Raw genomic sequence first — 21,341 nt, 5'->3', positions numbered from 1 at the left:
CAGCGAGCTCGATGATGGCCGAAACACCGCTACCGGCGGAACACAGCTCCAGCCTGAAGATCTACTTCCGGCTGCTGAGCTACGTGAAACCTTATGTCGGCATTTTCCTGCTGAGCATTGTCGGTTTTGTGATCTTTGCCTCGACCCAGCCCATGCTGGCCGGGATTCTCAAGTATTTCGTCGACGGGTTGAGCAACCCGGAAGCGGTACTGTTCCCCAATGTCCCCTACCTGCGCGACCTGCAATTGCTGCAGGCGGTGCCACTGCTGATCATCCTGATTGCGGCGTGGCAAGGCCTGGGTTCGTTCCTGGGCAACTATTTCCTGGCCAAGGTTTCCCTTTGCCTGGTGCATGACCTGCGCGTTGAGTTGTTCAACAAGCTGCTGGTGCTGCCCAATCGCTACTTCGACAACCACAACTCTGGCCACCTGATCTCGCGGATCACCTTCAACGTGACCATGGTCACCGGCGCTGCCACCGATGCGATCAAGGTCGTCATCCGTGAAGGCCTGACGGTGGTGTTCCTGTTCGGCTACCTGCTGTGGATGAACTGGCACCTGACCCTGGTGATGGTTGCCATCCTGCCGGTGATCGCGGTGATGGTCAGCGTTGCCAGCAAGAAATTCCGCAAGCAGAGCAAGAAGATCCAGTCCGCCATGGGCGACGTGACGCATGTCGCGTCCGAGACCATTCAGGGTTACCGGGTGGTCCGCAGCTTCGGCGGTGAAGCCTACGAGCAGCAGCGCTTCGCCAACGCCAGCCAGAGCAACACCGACAAGCAGCTGCACATGACCAAGACCGGCTCGCTGTACACGCCGTTGCTGCAGCTGGTGATCTACACCGCCATGGCGGCGCTGATGTTCCTGGTGCTGTTCCTGCGCGGTGAATCCACTGCCGGTGACCTGGTGGCCTACATCACGGCGGCGGGCCTGCTGCCCAAGCCGATCCGCCAGCTGTCGGAAGTCAGTTCGACCATCCAGAAGGGCCTGGCCGGTGCCGAGAGCATTTTCGAGCAACTGGACGAAGCACCAGAGATCGATACCGGCACCGTCGAGAAGGACCGTGTTCAAGGCCGCCTCGAAGTGCGCAACCTGAGCTTCACCTACCCCGGTACCGAGCGCGAAGTGCTTAGCGACATCAGCTTCGTCGCCGAGCCTGGGCAGATGATTGCACTGGTCGGGCGCTCAGGCAGCGGTAAGTCGACCTTGGCGGCCCTGATCCCGCGCTTCTACCACCACAACCAGGGAGAGATCCTGCTCGATGGTGTGGAGATCGAAAACTATCGACTGCGCAACCTGCGTCGCCATGTTTCCCAGGTGACCCAGCACGTCACTCTGTTCAACGATACCGTGGCCAACAATATCGCCTATGGCGATCTGGCGGGCGCCCCGCGTGCCGATATCGAAGCGGCAGCCGCAGATGCCTATGCCAAGGAGTTTGTCGACCGCCTGCCAAAAGGCTTCGATACCGAAGTCGGTGAGAACGGCGTGCTGCTCTCCGGTGGTCAGCGCCAGCGTCTGGCGATTGCCCGGGCGCTGCTGAAGAATGCGCCGCTGCTGATCCTCGACGAAGCTACTTCGGCGCTGGATACCGAATCCGAGCGGCATATCCAGGCCGCCTTGGACCATGTCATGCAGGGTCGTACCACGCTGGTGATCGCCCACCGCCTGTCGACCATCGAGAAGGCCGACCTGATCCTGGTGATGGACCAGGGCCGCCTGGTCGAGCGCGGTACGCATGCCGAACTGCTTGCGGCTAATGGCCATTATGCCCGCCTGCATGCCATGGGCCTGGATGAGCCGGCCAAGGCCGATATCACCTGACCCGCCTTGATCGGGGCCGTATCGGCCCCGATTGTCACGGGAATTTTCCAGGGTGTATGTGGCCGTAAAGCCGTCGCCTACCCTGTGCTAATATCCTGCCCCTGTCATTATTTCCATATGGGTTGCCCATGAAGTTGTCCATGCCGCGTTTCGATCAAGCCCCGGTACTGGTGGTCGGCGATGTCATGCTCGACCGCTACTGGCATGGCGGTACTTCGCGTATTTCGCCTGAAGCGCCAGTGCCGGTGGTCAAGGTCGATCAGATCGAGGATCGCCCCGGCGGCGCGGCCAACGTTGCCTTGAACATCGCCGCCCTCGGCGCGCCAGCCTCGCTGATCGGTGTCACCGGCCAGGACGAGGCCGCCGACAGCCTGGCCAACAGCCTGCAGGCCGCTGGCGTGCGCTCGGTGTTCCAGCGCATCGCGCACCAGCCGACCATCGTCAAGCTGCGGGTCATGAGCCGTCACCAGCAGTTGCTGCGTATCGATTTCGAAGAGCCGTTCGCCACTGACCCGCTGTCGCTGGGGACGGAAGTCGACACGTTGCTCGAAGGTGTCAAGGTCCTGGTCCTGTCCGACTACGGCAAGGGCGCGCTTAAGAACCACCAGAGCCTGATCCAGGCCGCACGTGCCAAGGGCATTCCAGTGCTGGCCGATCCCAAGGGCAAGGATTTTTCCATCTACCGTGGCGCCAGCCTGATCACCCCGAACCTCAGCGAATTCGAGACCATTGTCGGCCGCTGCGCCGATGAGGCCGAACTGGTCGCCAAGGGCCTGCAATTGCTGCAGGACCTGGACCTGGGCGCGCTGCTGGTGACCCGTGGCGAGCACGGCATGACCCTGCTGCGCACCGGTCAGCCGGCGCTGCACCTGCCAGCCCGGGCGCGCGAAGTGTTCGACGTGACCGGTGCTGGCGATACCGTGATCTCGACCCTGGCGGCTGCCATTGCCGCAGGCGAAGACCTGCCGCACGCCGTGGCCCTGGCCAACCTGGCTGCGGGCATCGTGGTCGGCAAGCTGGGGACCGCGGCCATCAGTGCCCCGGAACTGCGCCGGGCGATCCAGCGTGAGGAAGGCTCCGAGCGTGGCGTGCTGGGCCTGGAGCAACTGCTGCTGGCCATCGACGATGCGCGGGCGCACAAAGAAAAGATCGTCTTCACCAACGGTTGCTTCGATATCCTGCATGCCGGGCATGTCACCTACCTGGAGCAGGCGCGGGCACAGGGTGATCGGCTGATTGTCGCGGTCAACGACGACGCGTCGGTCAGCCGCCTGAAGGGGCCGGGTCGTCCGATCAACAGCGTTGACCGGCGCATGGCCGTGCTGGCCGGTCTGGGCGCGGTGGACTGGGTGATCAGCTTCCCCGAAGGCACCCCGGAAAACCTGCTGAGCCAGGTCAAGCCGGATGTGCTGGTCAAGGGCGGGGACTATGGTATCGACCAGGTGGTGGGTGCCGATATCGTCAAGGGCTATGGCGGTACCGTGAAGGTGCTGGGGCTGGTCGAAAACAGCTCGACCACAGCCATCGTCGAGAAGATTCGCAAGAACTGATCGATTGCTGGGGCCGCAAAGCGACCCCAGCTTGTTACTTGTGAAGTGAAGTGCGGGCCCGTTCCAGCAGCGCCCGCGCCTTGTCGCCAAAGCGTTGCAGATGCGAAGCCGGCGCCACCTTGCGCTCCACCAACCCCTGCTGTTTCACCCAGTCCTTCCAGCGAATCCGCTCATCGGCCACCACCCAGCCTTCCTGCCGGGCAAAGCTCTCGGCCAGGTACAGCCCGCGGGTACTTGCCGGCACCAGCTCATCTTTCTTCAAGGTGTATAACTCGGCCAACGGCTGCCCATCCTGTACCGGCATCAGATACAGATCTGGTCGCTTGCGGTTGAGCCGCGCCACCAGTTGATCCCCTTCCAGGCGCTCATCGACATGGAAAAGGCTGAGCTTCTTGGCTTCCCTCGGCACCTGCAGGCGCATGTCGTAGATCAGCTGCAGCGAAGCTGTCGGCAAGTGCACATAGGCGCGAGGCCGTTCCAGCAGCATCAGGTTGCCGCAGTGCACCGGGCGGGCAGCACCCGACTCCGGCGTCAGTACGAAGGGCAAGGCTTCACGGTAATGCAGTGCGGCGGCATAGGGGGCTGGCAGCCAGGTGTCATTGAAACGCCCGCTCAGCCAGCCTTCCGGGGTCTCCAGCAGGCATTCTTCAGCTACTTCCTGAACGGCGGTGTGCAGCGGCAGGTTGAGTTCCTGGGCGGGGACATACCCAGAAATCAATTTCAGGACCACGTCGCCGCGGTCCTGGCGGCGTTGCCTCACCAGCACCCAGTAATCACGGTGCTGCCAGTGCAGGGTCAGACGTACGGAAACACCCAGGTTGGCCAGCTCCACCACAAAGCGCTGCTTGTCGGCCAGCTGGATCGCGCGCCGCCGTTGTTGGGTCTGGGCGAAGTTCAGGGGCATGCCGATGCTCTGGTAGACCAGGCCCTCGGCGGTGGCTTCGACATGCAGCGGCAGTGTCTTGAAGTTGCTCGGGTTCTTTCGGATCAGCGTACGCGCCACGAGGCTCCTCCTTGCGTCGGGTCAGTCTCCAGGCCCATCTTGGGTGGGTGACAACTCAATGCTGGCCCAGGATGCGGGCAACGGTGGCCACGTTGTGAGCCAGGTGCAATGGATTGATGGTGCCGACAATAGCACTGCTCACCCCCGGGTGGGCGAACAGCAACTCGAAGCTGGCTTGCACCGGATCGACCCCAGGGGCAAGGCAGATATGCCCGCTGGCCAACGCCTTCTTAACCAGAATGGCCTTGCCGTGTTCGGCAGCGTAGTCCAGCACCGGGCGTTCTGCCTGCTCGTTGAGGTTGTAGGTGACCATGGCGCAATCGCCTTGCTCCAGCGCTTTCAGGCCGCCGGCGACGGTCTTGCCGGAAAGTCCATAGCCGAGAATCTTGCCTTCCTGCTTGAGTGCAGCCAGGGTCTGGTAGACCTCTTCATGTTCGAGGATTGCCAGGTCATTGCCATCGGAGTGCACCAGCACCAGCTCGATGCGGTCAGTTTCCAGGCGGCGCAGGCTGCGTTCAACCGAGCGGCGGGTGTGAGCGGCGCTGAAGTCGAAGCTCGACTGGCCGTCTTCGAATTCTTCACCCACCTTGCTGACAATCACCCATTCATCGCGCTGGCCGCGCAGTAGCGGCCCCAGGCGCTCTTCACTGCGGCCGTAGGCCGGGGCGGTGTCGATCAGGTTGATACCCAGCTCGCGGGCCTGGGCCAACAGCAGACGAGCTTCACCATCGTCGGGGATGGTGAAGCCATTAGGGTATTTGACGCCCTGGTCGCGGCCCAGCTTGACCGTGCCCAGGCCCAGCGGGGAGACCTTGAAGCCGGTGCTGCCTAGTGGGCGCTGCAAGCCATGCAAGGTTGGCAAGGTCATGGCAGCAGTTGCTCCCAGGCCGGTACACCCAGGGCCGGGCGCGGCAGGCCGGTAAGGTCGGCCTGCGCGGCCGGGCGCACGCCATCGCGCTCGAGGCTGGCCAGTACGCGGTCACTGAAGTCCGGTGCCAGTGCCAGTTTGGTCGGCCAGCCCACCAGCAGGCGCTGTTGTTCGGCGAGGAAGGCATTGTCAGGGCGGACCAGGCCGGACTGCGCGGGCTCGGCGCGATCAACGCGCAGGGTTGCCCAGCGCACCTGGTTCTGGTCGACCCAAGGCAGCAGGCTGGCAATTTCCTTCTGTGCTGCAGCGATCTGCGCGGCTGGCTCGCGGGCCACGCCATCGGCCTCGGCCAGGTCGCCGCCGAGGTACCAGACCCACTGGCCATCGGCGGCCGGGTGGGTGGTCACGGTCACGCGCGGCTTCGGCCCACCGCCCAGGCAGTGCGCATAAAGCGGCTTGAGGTTTGGCCCTTTGGCCAGGACCATGTGCAAAGGGCGGGTCTGCATGGCAGGTTGCTTGAGGCCCAAGGCATGCAGCAAGTCTTCGGTGCCAGCGCCAGCGCTGAGCACGATGCGCTGGGCGCGGATTTCACGGTCGTCGACGCGCAGGCCAACCAGTTCGTCGCCCTCGCGCAGCGGTTCGACCTGTTCGCCAGCGAGCAAGCTGTCACCGGCCAGTTCGGCCAGGTTGGCCAACAGGCTGGGCACATCGATTACCAGTTCCGCCAGGCGGTAGACCTTGCCTTTGAAGTCACGGTCTTGCAGGGCCGGCGGCAATTGCTCGCCTTTTACCTGATCGACACGGCCGCGCACCGCCTTGCTGGCGAAGAAGCTGGTCAGGTTGCCGGCGAGGGTGCCTGGCGACCACAGGTAGTGGGCATCGGAAAGCAGGCGGGTGCGGGTCAGGTCCAGTTCACCGCTGCCATCGATCGCTTCGCGCCAGCGTCGCGGCATGTCGGCGATGGCTTCCGAGGCGCCGGTCAGGGCGCCGTGCAGGGCGTACTTGGTACCACCATGGATGATGCCCTGGGACTTGATGGTCTGCTCGCCACCGAGGCTGGCGCGCTCCACCAGCACTGTCGAGTAACCCAGGCGACGCAGGCGGGCATTGAGCCAGAGGCCTGCGACCCCGGCGCCGACGATCAGGACGTCAGTGGAAATGGCGGTTGGCATGGCGGTACCTCGAAGACTGGGACAGCTGGCAAGTATACAGGCTGCCTCAGTGCCCGGCAGTTTTGGAAAACAGCTGAATCACTACCACGCCACCCACGATCATCGCCATGCCCAGCATCGCCGGTACATCCAGCTTCTGCCCATAGACCACCAGCGCTGCCACGCTGATCAGCACGATGCCAAGGCCCGACCAGATCGCGTAGGCGATGCCTACCGGAATGCTGCGCACCACCAGGGTCAGCATCCAGAAGGCGATCCCGTAGCCGACCACCATCAGCAGCAACGGCAACGGCGTGCTCAGCCCTTTTACCGCCTTCATGGAGGCAGTGGCGATGACTTCGGCGCAGATGGCGATGGCGAGATAGGTATAGGCATTCATGACGGGATCCTCCGGTAACTGGCTCGGCATTCTAGCGATTGCCCGAATGCGGTAAAGTCATTACCTATCCGAGCTGGAGATAGGTTGATGGCCGAGCAATGGAACCTTGAACAACTGCGCACCTTTCTGCGGGTCGCCGAATTGCGCTCGTTTTCCGCCGTGGCCCGCGAACAGCGCAAGGCACAGTCGGCCATCAGCAATGCCATCGCCCTGCTTGAAACCGACCTCGGTGTCACGCTGTTCGAGCGCAGCAGCGGACGCCAACCCAAACTGACTGAAAACGGTACGGCGTTGCTCGAAGATGCCCGAGAGCTCTTGCGCCAGTGCGAACGCCTGGATGGTCGTGCCCTGGCCTTGATGCGTGGCCAGGAAGCCTTGTTGCGGGTGGCTCAGGATGAGGCGATGCCTTATCAGCCAGTGATCGACAGCCTCGACGAACTGGCTAGCCGTTATCCATACCTGGAGGTGCAACTGGCCAGTGGTGCCCAGGGGGATGTAGCGCGCAAGCTGGCCGAGCGACGCGCCGACCTGGGGCTGTTCTTCCACCACGAAAGCATCCCGGCATCACTGGAGCGCCGAGCGTTGGGCAGTGTGGAGATGGTGACGGTCTGTGCAGTTGATCATCCACTTGCTCGCGAAGGCCGAGTCACCCGCCAACAGCTGGCCCGCCATCGGCAATTGCTGATCACCCCGCAACAAAGCGGCTACCCGGGTGGCGAAGCGATCAGCCCGCAGGTCTGGCGTGCCGACAGCTTCTACGCCATGGCCGAGCTGCTGATGCGCGGCCTGGGCTGGGCCTGGCTGCCGCGGCATGTGGTGCAATACCCGACTTACCAGACGCACATGGTCGAACTCGACAGCGAATGGCGCCCGCCCGCGTTGGTGGCAGAACTGGCCTGGCGGCGTGATGAGCCGCTGGGCCCGGCTGCGCAATGGTTGGCCGAGCGCTTTGCGGTGCACCTGCGCGCGATCGGGTAAACTCCGCGGCCATGAACAGAACACTCTATACCTTGCTGTTTCACCTGGGCCTGCCGCTGGTTGCGCTGCGCCTGTACCTGCGCGCACGCAAGGCACCGGCCTACGGCCAGCGCATCGGCGAGCGCTTTGCCTGCAACCTGCCGGCCATGCGCCAGGGCGGAATCTGGGTACATGCGGTGTCGGTTGGTGAAAGCATTGCCGCCGCACCGATGGTGCGTGCGCTGCTCAAGGCTTACCCGGACCTGCCGATCACGCTCACCTGCATGACCCCGACCGGTTCCGAGCGCATTCGCGCAATGTTCGCCGACGAGCCGCGCATCCAGCATTGTTACCTGCCCTACGACCTGCCATGGGCGGCCGGACGCTTTCTCGACCATGTGCGCCCGCGCCTGGGCATCATCATGGAAACCGAACTGTGGCCCAACCATATCCACCAATGCGCCAGGCGCGGCATTCCGGTGGCCCTGGCCAATGCCCGCCTGTCCGAGCGCTCGGCCCGTGGCTACGGGCGCTTTGCCAAGCTGACCCGGCCGATGCTGGGTGAAATGAGCCTGATCGCCGTGCAGACCGAAACCGAGGCCCGGCGCTTCCGTGACCTGGGCGCGCGCCCCGAGTGCGTGCAGGTGACCGGCTCGATCAAGTTCGACCTGAAGATCGATGAGCACTTGCCGCCTCGTGCCAGGGCATTGCGCGAACAGTGGGGCGCCGACCAGCGTCCGGTGTGGATCGCTGCCAGCACTCACGAGGGTGAGGATGCCTTGATCCTGCAGGCGCACCGGCAGTTGCTGCAGGTACATGGCGATGCACTGCTGATTCTGGTGCCGCGTCATCCTGAGCGGTTCGATGCCGTGCATGCCTTGTGTGCCGAGCAGTTCGCCACGGTGCGCCGCTCCGCCGGCACGTCGGTGGATGCCCGGACGCAGGTGCTGCTGGGTGACACCATGGGTGAGTTGCTGTTCCTCTACGCCCTGGCCGACATCGCTTTTGTCGGTGGCAGCCTGGTGGCCACGGGCGGCCATAACCCACTGGAGCCTGCGGCATTGGCTTTGCCGGTGCTCATGGGGCCACATGTGTTCAACTTCCTTGAGATCAGCGCGATGTTGCGCGAGGCGGGTGCGTTGCAGCAGGTCGAAGATGCCGACGGGCTGGCCGAGGCGGTGCGTCGATTGATCGAGCTGCCCCAGGATGCGCAGCGCATGGGCGAGGCGGGCAGGGCGGTGATGCGGGCCAATCAGGGCGCCTTGCAGCGCTTGCTGGATGGGTTGGGCAAGTTCATCCGCTGAAAGCGAGCTTGCGCGGATCCTGTGGGAGCGCCCCGGCAAGGCCGCTCCCACAGGGCGAGTGTCTATCTCAAGGCCTGCGCTCAAAGTTCTTGGCAGCCGCGGCCGCAAGGTCCGGTGGCAGGAAGTCCTTGTCCGGGTTGTAGTCCGGCTTCAGGTACTGTTTGAGGTCCTGCAGGTCCTGCGGGCTCAAGGTCCCTGCCGCCTGCTTCAAACTCAGGTTGTCGATAATGTAGTCGTAGCGGCTGTTGTTGTAGTCGCGCACCGAGGTGTACAGCTGGCGCTGGGCGTCGAGTACGTCGACGATGTTGCGGGTACCGACCTGGTAGCCGATCTCGGTGGCTTCCAGGGCACTCTGGTTGGAAATGATCGACTGCTTGCGCGCCTGCACCTGCTCCACATCGGTGTTCACCGCGCGGTGCAGGTTGCGGGTGTTCTCCACTACCTGGCGGCGCAGGCTTTCGCGTTGCTGCTCGCTTTGGCTCAGGCGCTGGTAGGCCTCGCGTACCTGCGAGCTGGTCAGGCCACCGCTGTAGATCGGGATGTTCAGCTGCAGGCCGACGGTGGTCTGCTCCACGTCACCGCTGTAATGCACATTGGGCAGTGCAGCCGAGTTGCTGAAACCCAGGTTGTCGTTGTCGCCTTTTTGGTATTGGGCCACCGCATCGAGGGTCGGGGCGTGGCCGGCCTTGCGCTGGCGCAGGGTTTCTTCAGCGGCGGCAACGGCATGGTTGGTGGCCAGCAGGTTGAGGTTCTGACGACCAGCGGTTTCCACCCAGGCCTTGGCGTCGTTGGGGGTCGGCACCTTCACCGGCAGTGTGTGGACCACTCCCTGGATCGAGCTGTACTCGCGGTTGGTCAGGGTGACCAGGGCCTCGAAGGCATCCTGTACCTGGCGCTCGGCGACGATCCGGTTGGCCCGGGCAGTGTCGTAGCTGGCCTGGGACTGCAGCACGTCGGTCTTGTCGGAGAGGCCGACGTCGAAACGTTCGTTGGACTGGTCCAGCTGGCGCTTGAAAGCCGCTTCCTCGGCTTTGGTTGCGGCCAGGTTGTCCTGGGCGCGCAGTACGGTGAAGTAATCCTGCGCAGTCTGCAGGATCAGGTTCTGCTCGGTCGCCGACAGTTGCAGCGCCGCCTGCTCGTTGACCGCTTCGGCAGCCTGCAGCTGGAACCAGCGATCGGCGCGGAAGATCGGTTGTGAAAGGGTCGCGCTCCAGCTGTTGCCGCTGCGGTTGATGGTCGCCGAAGGCTGGTCGAGCTTGGTGCGGGTATTCTGCATCTCGGCACCGGCCGAGAGGTTTGGCAGCAGGCCGGCGCGGGCCTGCGGCACCACTTCTTTCTGGGCACCATAATCGGCACGGGCGGCAGCAAGATCGGCGTTGTTGTCGACCGCTTCCTGGTAAACACTGACCAGATCGGTCTTTACCGTCGTGGGCATGTCCGCTGCCCAGACCACTCCGTTGGACGCACAAGACACGGCTATCGCCAGTGAAAGTTTGCGCAGCATAGAGGCAATCCTTGTACGAAATTTAATTACTGAACTGTTGAGTATCGAGCGACGGGCCAGTGTAGTGCCATGCGCACCCGTCAACAATCATAGGTTGCGCCTTTCATCTCCCCTGCGTTTTACCCGCTTGGCTTTGCCGACCACTCCAGTCTAGACTGCGCATGTTCTTGTCGGGGTGCCTTGAAGCAAAGGCTGAGATCGCAGAGGTGCGGATCCCGTTGAACCTGATCAGGTTAGCGCCTGCGTAGGGAACAAGATTGCTCGCCTTCCCGGGGAGCCTCTTGTGCCAGGTCCGGGAATGTCGCAGCTGCATGCAGCTTCAGGCACCCCCATGTCCGGCACTGCACCCGTCAAGGGTGCGTCCACGTCTTTCAGGTTCACCCCGACATTCCACTGCTAGGAAGCCGTCTGGAGAGCCTGTGATGACCAAACAAGAAAAAACGATCAACCTCAGCGAATCGGCGCAAGTCGATCAGCAGTCCGTGCAACCGTTCCCGCGTTCGCGCAAGGTCTATGTCGAAGGCTCGCGCCCGGACATCCGCGTGCCCATGCGCGAAATCAGCCTGGACGACACCCCGACCGACTTTGGCGGCGAAAGCAATGCGCCGGTGCTGGTCTACGACACCTCCGGCCCGTACACCGACCCCAACGTCATCATCGATGTGCGCAAGGGCCTGGCCGATGTGCGTTCGGCCTGGATCGACGCGCGCGGTGACACCGAGCGCCTGGGCGGCCTGAGCTCCGACTTCGGCCAGCAGCGCCTGAACGATGCCGAGCTGGCCAAGCTGCGCTTCGCCCACGTGCGCAACCCGCGCCGGGCCAAGGCTGGCGCCAACGTCTCGCAGATGCATTACGCCCGCCAGGGCATCATCACCGCCGAGATGGAATACGTGGCCATCCGCGAGAACATGAAGCTGCAGGAAGCACGCGCAGCCGGTCTGCTCAACGAGCAGCATGCCGGCCACAGCTTCGGTGCCAACATCCCGAAAGAAATCACCCCGGAATTCGTTCGCCAGGAAATCGCCCGAGGCCGCGCGATCATCCCGGCCAACATCAACCACCCGGAAGTGGAGCCGATGATCATCGGCCGCAACTTCCTGGTGAAGATCAACGGCAACATCGGCAACAGTGCCCTGGGCTCCTCGATCGAGGAAGAAGTGGCCAAGCTGACCTGGGGCATCCGCTGGGGCTCGGACACCGTCATGGACCTGTCCACCGGCAAGCACATCCACGAAACCCGCGAGTGGATCATCCGTAACTCGCCCGTGCCGATCGGTACCGTGCCGATCTACCAGGCACTGGAAAAGGTCAACGGAGTGGCCGAGGACCTGACCTGGGAGCTGTTCCGCGACACCTTGATCGAACAGGCCGAGCAGGGCGTCGACTACTTCACCATCCACGCCGGTGTGCTGCTGCGCTACGTGCCGCTGACCGCCAAGCGGGTCACTGGTATCGTCAGCCGCGGTGGCTCGATCATGGCCAAGTGGTGCCTGGCGCACCACAAAGAAAACTTCCTGTACACGCACTTCGACGAGATCTGCGAAATCATGAAGGCCTACGACGTCAGCTTCTCGCTGGGCGATGGCCTGCGCCCAGGCTCGATCGCCGACGCCAACGACGCCGCCCAGTTCGGTGAGCTGGAAACCCTTGGCGAGCTGACCAAGATCGCCTGGAAGCATGATGTGCAGTGCATGATCGAAGGCCCCGGCCACGTGCCGATGCAACTGATCAAGGAGAACATGGACAAGCAGCTGGAATGCTGCGACGAGGCGCCGTTCTACACCCTCGGCCCGCTGACCACCGACATCGCCCCGGGTTACGACCACATCACCTCCGGTATTGGTGCGGCGATGATCGGCTGGTTCGGTTGCGCCATGCTCTGCTACGTCACGCCCAAGGAGCACCTGGGCCTGCCGAACAAGGATGACGTCAAGACCGGCATCATCACCTACAAGATCGCCGCCCATGCCGCCGACCTTGCCAAGGGCCATCCGGGCGCGCAGATTCGTGACAATGCCTTGTCCAAGGCACGCTTCGAATTCCGCTGGGAAGACCAGTTCAACCTGGGCCTGGACCCGGACACCGCGCGCGCATTCCACGACGAGACCCTGCCGAAGGAATCGGCCAAGGTCGCGCACTTCTGCTCGATGTGCGGGCCGAAGTTCTGCTCGATGAAGATCACCCAGGAAGTACGTGAATACGCGGCCAAGATCGAGGCCGTGGACGTGACGGTCGAGCAAGGCATGCGCGAGCAGGCCGAGCGGTTCCGCCAGGAAGGCAGCCAGCTGTACCACAAAGTGTAAGAACGCCAACGTCCCTCATGTGGGAGCGGGCTTGCCCCGCGAAAGCGTCAGCTGCGCCAGCGCACTTGGCAGGTCTGACGCCTTCGCGGGGCAAGCCCGCTCCCACAAGGGGGTAGTCAGTGCCACATTCATTCTTCCTGTGAACATAACAATGACATCACCCAGCCAATTCTCCCCCGACCACCCGGTCCCCACCCACCAGCGCATCTTCGGCGCCCGTGACCTGTTCTCGCTGTGGTTTTCCCTCGGCATCGGCCTGATGGTCCTGCAGGTCGGCGCCATGCTGGCCCCTGGCCTGGGCCTGGCCGGCGCGATCCTGGCCATCGCCCTTGGCACTGGTGTCGGTGTGCTGCTGCTCGGCGCCGCCGGGGTCATCGGCAGTGACACCGGCCTGTCGGCCATGGGCACCCTGAAGTTGAGCCTGGGTAGCCATGGCGCGCGCTTGCCGGCACTGCTCAACCTGCTGCAACTGGTGGGCTGGGGCGCCTTCGAGATCATCGTCATGCGCGATGCTGCCAGCCTGCTGGGCGCTCGGGCGTTCGGCGAAGACAGTGCCTGGAACAGCCCGATGCTCTGGACGCTGTGCTTCGGTGGCCTGGCCACCTTGCTGGCGGTTAGCGGGCCGTTGGCGTTCGTGCGCAAGGTGCTGCGTGCCTGGGGTATCTGGCTGCTGCTGGGTGCGTGCCTGTGGCTGACCTGGAACCTGTTCGCCAAGGCCGACCTGGCTGAGCTGTGGAACCGCGCCGGGGATGGTTCGATGTCGCTGGCAGTGGGCTTCGACATTGCCATTGCGATGCCGTTGTCATGGTTGCCGTTGATCGCCGACTACTCGCGTTTCGCCCGTAACGGCAAACATGTATTCGGCGGAACCGTGCTGGGCTACTTCATCGGCAACACCTGGCTGATGAGCCTGGGCGTGGCGTATACCCTGGCCTTTGCCGCCAGCGGCGAGGTCAATGCGCTGCTGCTGGCACTCGCGGGAGCCGGCATGGGCATCCCACTGCTGTTGATCCTGCTGGACGAGTCGGAAAAGGCCTTTGCCGATATTCACTCGGCTGCCGTGTCCACCGGCGTGCTGTTGCCACTGAAGGTCGAGCACCTTGCATTGGCCATTGGTGTGCTATGCACCCTGATTGCCTTGCTGGCTCCGCTGGCCCAGTACGAGAACTTCCTGCTGTTGATCGGCTCGGTGTTCGCACCGCTGTTCGGCGTGGTGCTGATGGACCACTATGTAATCCGTCGACGCCGCCTGCCGACCCAGGTCGGTGGTTTGCACTGGCAGGCGCTGCTGGCCTGGATAGTGGGTGTGGCGGCCTATCATGTGATCGTCGCCAAGGCGCCGGAGCTGGGCGCTACCCTGCCAGCACTGCTGCTGGCAGGTGGGCTGCATGGCCTGCTGAGCTTCAGCCGCGGCCGGGAAACAGCTCAGGCTTGAGCACGCCGTTCAGGCGTGGGTAAGGGATCTTCAGTTCCACGTGGCCCATGGAGTAGGGCGCGATGGCGTAGACCTCGTACTTCACCACCAGCGCGCCGTACGTCAGGGCGATGTGCGGCGAGCGCTTGAAGGGCCAGGTCTTGACGAATTCGGCGTCCTTGTCCATGCCCACGCTGATCAGCCAGGCACGGTGCGACTCTTCCACGGTCTTCCAGAAGGTCTCCTCCTGGCCTGGCACCAGCATGTCCTGCAGGGTCAGCACCTTGTCCAGCTTGCGCGAGTAGTTGATGAAGCCACGCCCCGGCATGCCGTGGGCGCCGCCGCTGTCGAGGTAGCTGGACAGCTCGATGATCACCAGCCCGTCATGCTGCTCGCGTACCTTGGCTTGCAGATAGCTGCTGTTGCGTTTGTCGGCACTGGCCAGGTATTGCTGCTCGTAGGCCAGCAGGGTGCTTGGCGCGGTGCCATGCTGATTGTCTTCGGTCAGTTGCAGCAAGCGCTTTTCGACGATGGCATCGAGCTTGGGCTGGGCCGGAAAGTGGATGGTGTCTATGTTCACCAGTGGGCAGTCGCTTGCGCTGCAGCCGGGCTTGACGTGCTCCCAGGCATCGCGCTTGACCTCCAGCGGAGTCCGGTAATTGGGCGCGAACAGGCTCTGGCAGGCGCCCAGAGCGAGTGCCAGCACGGCCACGGAAGTCAGTTTGACAAGTGTCATGATGATCCTTGCAGAACAGGGAAAAGTCGGCCTTTGACCGTCTGCGCGGCCTTCAGTTCGCCACTAAGCTAACAGAGTGAACGCGTGCTGTCCCGAGTGCGCGAACGGTTGCCGGAAAGGGGTGAAACGGGCAACCGTGCAGAGTAGGATGGCGCGATGCGGTAATTGAGGTAATGAGGATTTCCATGTCAGACACGTTGAATTCGGTGCCCAAGGCGGTCGAGATCGTCAAGCGGGACAACTGCTTCAAGGGCTTCTACAAGCTCGACAAGGTGCAGCTGCGCCATGAGTTGTTCGCTGGCGGTATGGGGCGCGAGATCAGCCGAGAGCTGTTCGTGCGCCATGACGCAGTGTGCGTGTTGCCCTACGATTCGCTGCGTGATGAAGTGGTACTCATCGAGCAGTTCCGGGTCGGCGCCATCGACAAGATCGACAACCCCTGGCTGATCGAGATGGTCGCCGGGCTGATCGACAAGGACGAGCAACCGGAAGAAGTCGCCCATCGTGAAGCTGAGGAAGAGGCCGGGCTCACCTTCAGCGCGTTGTGGCCAATGACCCGCTATTTCCCTTCGCCAGGCGGTAGCGACGAGTATGTTCACCTGTTCCTTGGCCGCTGCACCAGCGAAGGTGCTGGCGGGCTGCATGGGCTGGAAGAAGAGGGCGAAGATATCCGGGTGCGCGTGTGGTCGTTCGACGATGCCTTGCAGGCGGTGCGCGATGGGCGCATCTGCAACGCAGCGACTATCATCGGCCTGCAATGGCTGGCGCTGAACAAAGATGAAGTTCGAGGTATGTGGAAGTGAACCTGTTGCGTGAGCGTTATCGGGTCGATCTGGCCGGGCTGCAAGCAGCCTGCGAGGCCAACTATGCCCGGCTCATGCGCCTGCTGCCCGACATGCGTACTACCCAGAGTTCGCGGCGCATCGGCATGACCCAGGGCGACCAGATGCTCGGTGTGCTGGTGCTCGATGTGCTCCTGGCTTGCCCATACACCACCACCTTGCGGGTGCGCCAGGAACATAGCCTGCCCTGGCTGCCGGTGCCGCACTTGGAGGTGCAGGTGTATCACGATGCGCGCATGGCCGAAGTGGTCAGCGCCGAGCATACCCGCCGCCTGCGCAGCATTTACCCGTACCCCAACGAGGCCATGCACCAGCCGGACGAGAAGGCCCAACTCAATCTGTTCCTCGGCGAATGGCTCAGCCATTGCCTGGCCTGCGGCCACGAACTGGCCAGTGTGCGCTGAAATGTGACCTGTGTCGGTTTCGAGTGTTTGCTCGCAACCGTTCCAGCGCCATAATTCGCGCAGTACCCGTTCGAGGAGACGGCCGTTGCCGCACCCAGACCCTTCCCCTGCGCCCGTGCATGTGGTGCAACTGACCGACGCCCACCTGTTCGCCAATCCGGCGGGCACCTTGCTGGGCCTCAATACCCGAGACAGCCTGCGCCACGTGGTGGCCCAGGTACGTCGCGAGCAGCCACGTGTCGACTTGCTGCTGTGCACGGGTGATCTGTCCCAGGATGGTAGTGTCGCGTCCTATGAAGCGTTCCGTGAGCTGACCGGTGGATTTGCAGTACCGACTCGCTGGTTGCCGGGTAACCATGATGAAGCCAAGATCATGGCGGAAGTTGCGCCAGAGCTGGTGCAATCAGTGACCGACATCGGCAGCTGGCGTGTGGTCATGCTCAACACGGCGGTGCCGGGCGCGACCCATGGGCTGCTCGAGCAAGACCAGTTGTCGATCCTTGCCGAAGCCCTGGCGACAGCCGGCGAGCGCCATTGCCTGGTGTGTTGTCACCATCAGCCGGTGGACATCGGTTGTGCCTGGATCGCGCCGATTGGCTTGCGCAATGCCGATGAACTGCTGCAGCGCCTGCGCGGTTATCCACAGGTGAAGGCATTGCTCTGGGGGCACATTCACCAGGCGTGGGATGAACGGCGCGATGGCTTGAGGCTGCTGGCCACGCCGTCGACCTGCATTCAGTTCGCGGCGGGCAGCGAGGACTTCAAGGTCAGCGAAGAACAGCCGGGGTATCGCTGGCTGCGCCTGCATGCCGATGGGCGAGTGGAGACTGGGGTGGAGCGGGCCACGGATTTTGAAGTGAAGCTCGACTTCAATAGCGCGGGATATTGAAGAGCCTGGGCCACGCAGCGGCACCAGCTCTTGAAGAATTTGTTGCTAAATCCCAGGCGCGGCGCCAAAACCCGGCGAACGCGCTACACTGCGCGTCCCTGCGCCCGCTCGATCGGGCGCGAAGCCACAGATTCCGGGGGCAGCATGTCGGGTTCCATCCTCTATATCCATGGCTTCAACAGCTCGCCGCTTTCCACCAAGGCGCGCCAGCTCGCGGCGGTGATGCAGCAGCTGGGCCTGTCGCAGCAGCTGCGCGTCCCGGACTTGCACCACCACCCACGCCAGGCCATGGTCCAGCTCGAAGCTGCCATCGCCGAGCTCGGGGCACCCCTGCTGGTCGGCAGTTCGCTCGGCGGCTACTATGCCACCCATCTGGCCGAGCGCCATGGGTTGAAAGCCCTGTTGGTCAACCCGGCAGTCACCCCGCACAAGCGCTTCGATGGTTATCTGGGTGCCCAGCGCAACCACTACACTGGCGAGACCTGGGAGCTGACCCTGGACCATGTGCAGGCCCTGGCCGAACTGGAAGTGCCGGCGCCGACCGACCCGGGCCGCTATCAAGTGTGGCTGCAGACCGCCGATGAAACCCTGGACTATCGCCACGCCGAGCAGTATTACCGGGCTTGCGCCCTGCGCATCCAGGCCGGTGGAGACCACAGTTTCCAGGGCTTTGCCGAGCAGCTGCCAGGCCTGCTGGCCTTTGCCGGCATTGCCCGGCAGCAGTATGCGGCGCTCGATTTTTCTGTATTTTGATCATTTTGCATTCACCAGACTGACGACGAGAACCCATGGCCAATCCCAGCGCTAGCGCCTATAACGCAGACGCCATCGAAGTCCTCTCCGGCCTCGACCCGGTGCGTAAACGCCCGGGCATGTACACCGATACCAGCCGGCCTAACCACCTGGCCCAGGAAGTCATCGACAACAGTGTCGACGAAGCCCTGGCCGGCCACGCCCGTTCTGTGCAGGTCATCCTCCACGCCGACCACTCGCTGGAAGTCAGCGACGATGGCCGTGGCATGCCGGTGGATATCCATCCCGAAGAGGGCGTGTCGGGCGTTGAGCTGATCCTCACCAAGCTGCACGCCGGCGGCAAGTTCTCCAACAAGAACTACCAGTTCTCCGGCGGCCTGCATGGGGTGGGTATTTCGGTGGTCAACGCCCTGTCGACCCAGGTGCGCGTGCGCGTCAAACGCGACGGCAACGAGTACCAGATGACCTTCGCCGATGGCTTCAAGGCCAGCGAGCTGGAAGTGGTCGGCACGGTCGGCAAGCGCAACACCGGTACCAGCGTGTACTTCAGCCCGGACCCGAAGTACTTCGATTCGCCGAAGTTTTCCATCAGCCGCCTCAAGCACGTGCTCAAGGCCAAGGCCGTGCTGTGCCCGGGCCTGCTGGTCAGTTTCGAGGACAAGGCCAGCGGCGAGAAGGTCGAGTGGCACTACGAAGATGGCCTGCGTTCCTACCTTGTCGACTCGGTCAGCGAGTTCCAGCGCCTGCCCGACGAGCCGTTCTGCGGCAGCCTGGCGGGTAACAAGGAGGCCGTCGACTGGGCCTTGCTGTGGCTGCCCGAAGGCGGTGACAGCGTTCAGGAAAGCTACGTCAACCTGATCCCCACCGCCCAGGGCGGTACCCACGTCAACGGCCTGCGCCAGGGCCTGCTCGATGCCATGCGCGAGTTCTGCGAGTTCCGCAACCTGTTGCCGCGCGGCGTCAAGCTGGCGCCGGAAGACGTCTGGGAGCGCATCACCTTCGTCCTCTCGATGAAGATGCAGGAACCCCAGTTCTCCGGCCAGACCAAGGAGCGACTGTCGTCCCGTGAGGCCGCCGCGTTCGTCTCCGGTGTGGTCAAGGACGCCTTCAGCCTGTGGCTCAATGCCCACCCCGAGCTGGGCATGCAGCTGGCGGAACTGGCCATCAGCAACGCAGGCCGTCGCCTCAAGGCCAGCAAGAAGGTCGAACGCAAGCGCATCACCCAGGGCCCGGCGTTGCCAGGCAAACTGGCCGACTGCGCCGGGCAGGACCCGATGCGCGCCGAACTATTCCTGGTCGAGGGTGATTCCGCCGGTGGTTCGGCCAAACAGGCCCGGGACAAGGAATTCCAGGCCATCCTGCCGCTGCGCGGCAAGATCCTCAACACCTGGGAAGTGGACGGCGGCGAAGTCCTGGCCAGCCAGGAAGTGCATAACATCGCCGTGGCCATCGGTGTCGACCCGGGCGCGGCCGACCTGTCGCAGCTGCGTTACGGCAAGATCTGCATCCTTGCCGACGCCGACTCCGACGGCCTGCACATTGCCACTTTGCTCTGCGCATTGTTCGTCCAGCACTTCCGCCCGCTGGTCGAGGCCGGCCATGTCTACGTAGCCATGCCGCCGCTGTACCGCATCGACCTGGGCAAGGAAATCTACTACGCCCTCGACGAAGCCGAGCGTGACGGTATCCTCGACCGCCTGGTGGCCGAGAAGAAGCGTGGCAAGCCGCAGGTCACTCGATTCAAGGGCCTGGGTGAGATGAACCCGCCGCAGCTGCGCGAAACCACCATGGACCCGAACACCCGGCGCCTGGTGCAGTTGACCCTGGACGATGTCGAAGCCACCTGCGAGTTGATGGACAAGCTGTTGGCCAAGAAGCGCGCAAGTGATCGCAAGAGCTGGCTGGAAACCAAAGGGAACCTGGCTGAGGTCATGGTTTGATCCGTCTTTTCGTCGCGGCCTGCCTGGCGCTGTTTGCCTTGCCGAGCCTGGCGGGCAACTGGCCGGAGCTGAAGCTGGCCTCCGAGCACCCGATCGAGGGCATGCGCGGCGGCAACCTGTCCGGCCTGGTCGAGTGCCGGGGCGGGCTCTGGGGTGTTTCCGACCGTGATGACGACCGCATCTACCGCTTTGATCAGCAGAACGCCGTCTGGCGCGCGCAGCCGCTGACCTTCACACCACCGCCGGTGCCCGAGAGTGGCCTGCCGTGGGGGTTGAAGTCGCGTAACTGGGCAGCCTCCTACGTGCGCGGCGGCGAGCTGGATTACGAAGGCATCACCTGCGATCAGGCTGGCAACCTCTACCTGGTCAGCGAGGCCCATGCGGCAGTGCTGCAGTTGCCTGCGGAGGGTGAGCCGGACTGGTTGAAGATCGACCCGGCGATGGTGCGTCAGGCCCGTGCCAGCGGCATGCTGCTCAATTTCAATGCCTTGTTCGAAGGCCTGGCGATCAACCCGCAAGGTGACCGCCTGTGGCTGGCGGCCGAGCGTGAGCGGCGCGGCCTGGTGGCGATCGAGCGCCAGCAGTCGGTATGGACCTGCGGGCGCCGCTGCGTATTGCTGAGCGAAGCCGGGGTCGAGATGCAGCCGCCACAGATGCCCGAGCCCCGGGCGCTGTCGCGCGACTTCGCCGACCTCGCCTGGTTCGAGGGCAAGCTGTTTACCCTCGAACGCAACGCCTACCGTGTGTGCCGGCGTGATGCCGACAGTGGCAAGGTCGAGCAGTGCTGGTCGTTCGCCGCCGAAGCTTTGGTGCCGGAACGCCGCTACGACCAGCCGTTTGGCCTGGCCGAAGCGCTGGTGATCGATGCCAAGGGTGCCTGGATCGGCCTGGACAACAACAATGGTGACCGCGCCGACGGCGAAAGCCGGCCGATCGTCTGGCGCTTCGAGGCGCCGCAGGGCGGCTGGAGCGCCACACCATGAGCCAGCCACCGGGCAAACGCGCCGGCAAGGTCCTGATGATCGTCGCCTGGGCGGCGGGGCTGTTCCTTGCCACGCGCTTCTTCGGGCAATGGGAAGACCACGAGCGCAACCCTAACACCCAGGTGCAGTCGTCCCATGGCGACGGTTTCATCGAAGTGCGCCTGCTGGGCAATGGGCAGGGGCACTTCGTGCTGGACGGCGCGATCAACGGCCAGGTGGTGCATTTCATGCTCGACACCGGAGCCACCGATGTGGCGATCCCGGAGTCACTGGCCAAGGACCTGAACCTGCAGCGGGGCAGCCCGGTGATGCTGAGCACCGCCAACGGTCGCACCGAAGGCTACCGCACCCGGCTGGATACCCTGCAGTTGGGTGATATTCACCTGCAGAATGTGCGCGCTTTGGTGGTTCCGGGCCTGGACGGGCAGACCGTGCTGCTGGGCATGAGCGCCCTGAAACAACTTGAATTTACCCAGCGCGGCGGCACCATGCTGCTGCGCCAGAACCTGAAATGACG

Annotated in this window: 19 protein-coding genes and 1 riboswitch; of the genes, 13 read left to right on the top strand and 6 right to left on the bottom strand. The window is 63.6% G+C overall.

Annotated features, from left to right (window positions below; genetic code table 11):
- Positions 1-14 precede the first annotated feature (14 nt).
- Together msbA and hldE are read left to right on the top strand one after the other, a co-directional pair.
- Positions 15-1,823 carry a lipid A export permease/ATP-binding protein MsbA gene (gene msbA / locus C2H86_RS09515; RefSeq protein WP_159412354.1) on the top strand — a complete coding sequence of 603 codons (1,809 nt, stop codon included), beginning with the start codon at positions 15-17 and terminating at the stop codon, positions 1,821-1,823.
- A gap of 128 nt (positions 1,824-1,951) precedes the next feature.
- Positions 1,952-3,373 carry a bifunctional D-glycero-beta-D-manno-heptose-7-phosphate kinase/D-glycero-beta-D-manno-heptose 1-phosphate adenylyltransferase HldE gene (gene hldE, locus C2H86_RS09510; protein ID WP_159412353.1) on the top strand — a complete coding sequence of 474 codons (1,422 nt, stop codon included), beginning with the start codon at positions 1,952-1,954 and terminating at the stop codon, positions 3,371-3,373.
- A gap of 34 nt (positions 3,374-3,407) precedes the next feature.
- On the opposite strand, the gene C2H86_RS09505 is transcribed toward hldE, so the two are convergent.
- The 4 genes from C2H86_RS09505 to C2H86_RS09490 are packed head-to-tail and all read right to left on the bottom strand — an operon-like array spanning position 3,408 to position 6,795.
- A complete protein-coding gene (locus C2H86_RS09505; protein WP_085676736.1) occupies positions 3,408-4,376 on the bottom strand; it encodes a metal ABC transporter ATPase in 969 nt (322 codons plus the stop codon).
- Positions 4,377-4,431: 55 nt separating this feature from the next.
- Complete coding sequence (locus tag C2H86_RS09500; protein WP_159412352.1) at positions 4,432-5,244, bottom strand: aldo/keto reductase; 813 nt, start codon at positions 5,242-5,244, stop codon at positions 4,432-4,434.
- Positions 5,241-6,416, bottom strand: a complete 1,176-nt coding sequence (locus tag C2H86_RS09495) for an NAD(P)/FAD-dependent oxidoreductase (RefSeq protein WP_159412351.1) — start codon at positions 6,414-6,416, stop codon at positions 5,241-5,243. The genes C2H86_RS09500 and C2H86_RS09495 overlap by 4 nt, the downstream gene beginning before the upstream one ends.
- A gap of 46 nt (positions 6,417-6,462) precedes the next feature.
- The gene (locus C2H86_RS09490) at positions 6,463-6,795 is read right to left on the bottom strand and encodes a DMT family transporter (protein WP_054887895.1); all 333 of its coding nucleotides are present in this window, start codon (positions 6,793-6,795) and stop codon (positions 6,463-6,465) included.
- An 87-nt stretch (positions 6,796-6,882) separates the two neighbouring features.
- Between C2H86_RS09490 and C2H86_RS09485 the strand changes: the two genes are divergently transcribed.
- Complete coding sequence (locus tag C2H86_RS09485; protein ID WP_159412350.1) at positions 6,883-7,773, top strand: LysR family transcriptional regulator; 891 nt, start codon at positions 6,883-6,885, stop codon at positions 7,771-7,773.
- A gap of 11 nt (positions 7,774-7,784) precedes the next feature.
- Positions 7,785-9,056 carry a lipid IV(A) 3-deoxy-D-manno-octulosonic acid transferase gene (waaA, locus tag C2H86_RS09480; protein ID WP_159412349.1) on the top strand — a complete coding sequence of 424 codons (1,272 nt, stop codon included), beginning with the start codon at positions 7,785-7,787 and terminating at the stop codon, positions 9,054-9,056.
- A gap of 67 nt (positions 9,057-9,123) precedes the next feature.
- Here waaA and C2H86_RS09475 read toward each other — a convergent pair whose 3' ends face one another.
- On the bottom strand, positions 9,124-10,560 hold the full coding sequence (locus C2H86_RS09475) for a TolC family outer membrane protein (protein WP_159412348.1): 1,437 nt from the start codon (positions 10,558-10,560) through the stop codon (positions 9,124-9,126).
- 161 nt (positions 10,561-10,721) lie between these two features.
- A riboswitch (TPP riboswitch) is annotated at positions 10,722-10,828 on the top strand.
- A gap of 154 nt (positions 10,829-10,982) precedes the next feature.
- Here C2H86_RS09475 and thiC point away from each other — a divergent pair.
- Positions 10,983-12,863 (top strand): phosphomethylpyrimidine synthase ThiC, encoded by a 1,881-nt coding sequence (thiC, locus tag C2H86_RS09470; protein WP_085676742.1) that lies wholly within the window; start codon positions 10,983-10,985, stop codon positions 12,861-12,863.
- 151 nt (positions 12,864-13,014) lie between these two features.
- A complete protein-coding gene (gene cytX / locus C2H86_RS09465) occupies positions 13,015-14,298 on the top strand; it encodes a putative hydroxymethylpyrimidine transporter CytX (RefSeq protein ID WP_159412347.1) in 1,284 nt (427 codons plus the stop codon).
- On the opposite strand, the gene C2H86_RS09460 is transcribed toward cytX, so the two are convergent.
- Positions 14,267-15,013 (bottom strand): RsiV family protein, encoded by a 747-nt coding sequence (locus C2H86_RS09460; RefSeq protein WP_159412346.1) that lies wholly within the window; start codon positions 15,011-15,013, stop codon positions 14,267-14,269. The genes cytX and C2H86_RS09460 overlap by 32 nt on opposite strands.
- Before the next feature lie 185 nt (positions 15,014-15,198).
- Here C2H86_RS09460 and C2H86_RS09455 point away from each other — a divergent pair, with 185 nt between their 5' ends.
- From C2H86_RS09455 to C2H86_RS09425, 7 genes are all read left to right on the top strand, one after another.
- Positions 15,199-15,816 (top strand): NUDIX domain-containing protein, encoded by a 618-nt coding sequence (locus C2H86_RS09455; RefSeq protein WP_159412345.1) that lies wholly within the window; start codon positions 15,199-15,201, stop codon positions 15,814-15,816.
- Complete coding sequence (locus C2H86_RS09450; protein WP_027920723.1) at positions 15,807-16,259, top strand: DUF1249 domain-containing protein; 453 nt, start codon at positions 15,807-15,809, stop codon at positions 16,257-16,259. The genes C2H86_RS09455 and C2H86_RS09450 overlap by 10 nt, the downstream gene beginning before the upstream one ends.
- Before the next feature lie 85 nt (positions 16,260-16,344).
- Positions 16,345-17,148 carry a 3',5'-cyclic-AMP phosphodiesterase gene (gene cpdA, locus C2H86_RS09445; protein ID WP_159412344.1) on the top strand — a complete coding sequence of 268 codons (804 nt, stop codon included), beginning with the start codon at positions 16,345-16,347 and terminating at the stop codon, positions 17,146-17,148.
- A 144-nt stretch (positions 17,149-17,292) separates the two neighbouring features.
- On the top strand, positions 17,293-17,901 hold the full coding sequence (locus tag C2H86_RS09440; protein WP_159412343.1) for a YqiA/YcfP family alpha/beta fold hydrolase: 609 nt from the start codon (positions 17,293-17,295) through the stop codon (positions 17,899-17,901).
- 35 nt (positions 17,902-17,936) lie between these two features.
- Positions 17,937-19,841: a DNA topoisomerase IV subunit B gene (parE, locus tag C2H86_RS09435; protein ID WP_159412342.1), complete on the top strand. Its 1,905-nt coding sequence runs from the start codon at positions 17,937-17,939 to the stop codon at positions 19,839-19,841.
- On the top strand, positions 19,838-20,824 hold the full coding sequence (locus tag C2H86_RS09430) for an esterase-like activity of phytase family protein (protein WP_159412341.1): 987 nt from the start codon (positions 19,838-19,840) through the stop codon (positions 20,822-20,824). The genes parE and C2H86_RS09430 overlap by 4 nt, the downstream gene beginning before the upstream one ends.
- Positions 20,821-21,339 (top strand): retropepsin-like aspartic protease family protein, encoded by a 519-nt coding sequence (locus C2H86_RS09425; protein ID WP_159412340.1) that lies wholly within the window; start codon positions 20,821-20,823, stop codon positions 21,337-21,339. The genes C2H86_RS09430 and C2H86_RS09425 overlap by 4 nt, the downstream gene beginning before the upstream one ends.
- Positions 21,340-21,341 lie beyond the last annotated feature (2 nt).

The organism is Pseudomonas putida, from assembly GCF_009883635.2.
In the GTDB taxonomy this organism is placed as follows: Bacteria; Pseudomonadota; Gammaproteobacteria; order Pseudomonadales; family Pseudomonadaceae; genus Aquipseudomonas; species Aquipseudomonas putida_W.
This window is presented reverse-complemented; position numbering and strand designations above follow the sequence as displayed.

What these genes read in the sequence shown, in the direction of transcription:
- msbA (WP_159412354.1), top strand. Translation starts at nt 15, where the DNA reads ATGGCCGAAACACCGCTACCGGCGGAACACAGCTCCAGCCTGAAGATC.
- hldE (WP_159412353.1), top strand. Translation starts at nt 1,952, where the DNA reads ATGAAGTTGTCCATGCCGCGTTTCGATCAAGCCCCGGTACTGGTGGTC.
- C2H86_RS09500 (WP_159412352.1), bottom strand. Translation starts at nt 5,244, where the DNA reads ATGACCTTGCCAACCTTGCATGGCTTGCAGCGCCCACTAGGCAGCACC.
- C2H86_RS09495 (WP_159412351.1), bottom strand. Translation starts at nt 6,416, where the DNA reads ATGCCAACCGCCATTTCCACTGACGTCCTGATCGTCGGCGCCGGGGTC.
- C2H86_RS09490 (WP_054887895.1), bottom strand. Translation starts at nt 6,795, where the DNA reads ATGAATGCCTATACCTATCTCGCCATCGCCATCTGCGCCGAAGTCATC.
- C2H86_RS09485 (WP_159412350.1), top strand. Translation starts at nt 6,883, where the DNA reads ATGGCCGAGCAATGGAACCTTGAACAACTGCGCACCTTTCTGCGGGTC.
- waaA (WP_159412349.1), top strand. Translation starts at nt 7,785, where the DNA reads ATGAACAGAACACTCTATACCTTGCTGTTTCACCTGGGCCTGCCGCTG.
- C2H86_RS09475 (WP_159412348.1), bottom strand. Translation starts at nt 10,560, where the DNA reads ATGCTGCGCAAACTTTCACTGGCGATAGCCGTGTCTTGTGCGTCCAAC.
- thiC (WP_085676742.1), top strand. Translation starts at nt 10,983, where the DNA reads ATGACCAAACAAGAAAAAACGATCAACCTCAGCGAATCGGCGCAAGTC.
- cytX (WP_159412347.1), top strand. Translation starts at nt 13,015, where the DNA reads ATGACATCACCCAGCCAATTCTCCCCCGACCACCCGGTCCCCACCCAC.
- C2H86_RS09460 (WP_159412346.1), bottom strand. Translation starts at nt 15,013, where the DNA reads ATGACACTTGTCAAACTGACTTCCGTGGCCGTGCTGGCACTCGCTCTG.
- C2H86_RS09455 (WP_159412345.1), top strand. Translation starts at nt 15,199, where the DNA reads ATGTCAGACACGTTGAATTCGGTGCCCAAGGCGGTCGAGATCGTCAAG.
- C2H86_RS09440 (WP_159412343.1), top strand. Translation starts at nt 17,293, where the DNA reads ATGTCGGGTTCCATCCTCTATATCCATGGCTTCAACAGCTCGCCGCTT.
- parE (WP_159412342.1), top strand. Translation starts at nt 17,937, where the DNA reads ATGGCCAATCCCAGCGCTAGCGCCTATAACGCAGACGCCATCGAAGTC.
- C2H86_RS09425 (WP_159412340.1), top strand. Translation starts at nt 20,821, where the DNA reads ATGAGCCAGCCACCGGGCAAACGCGCCGGCAAGGTCCTGATGATCGTC.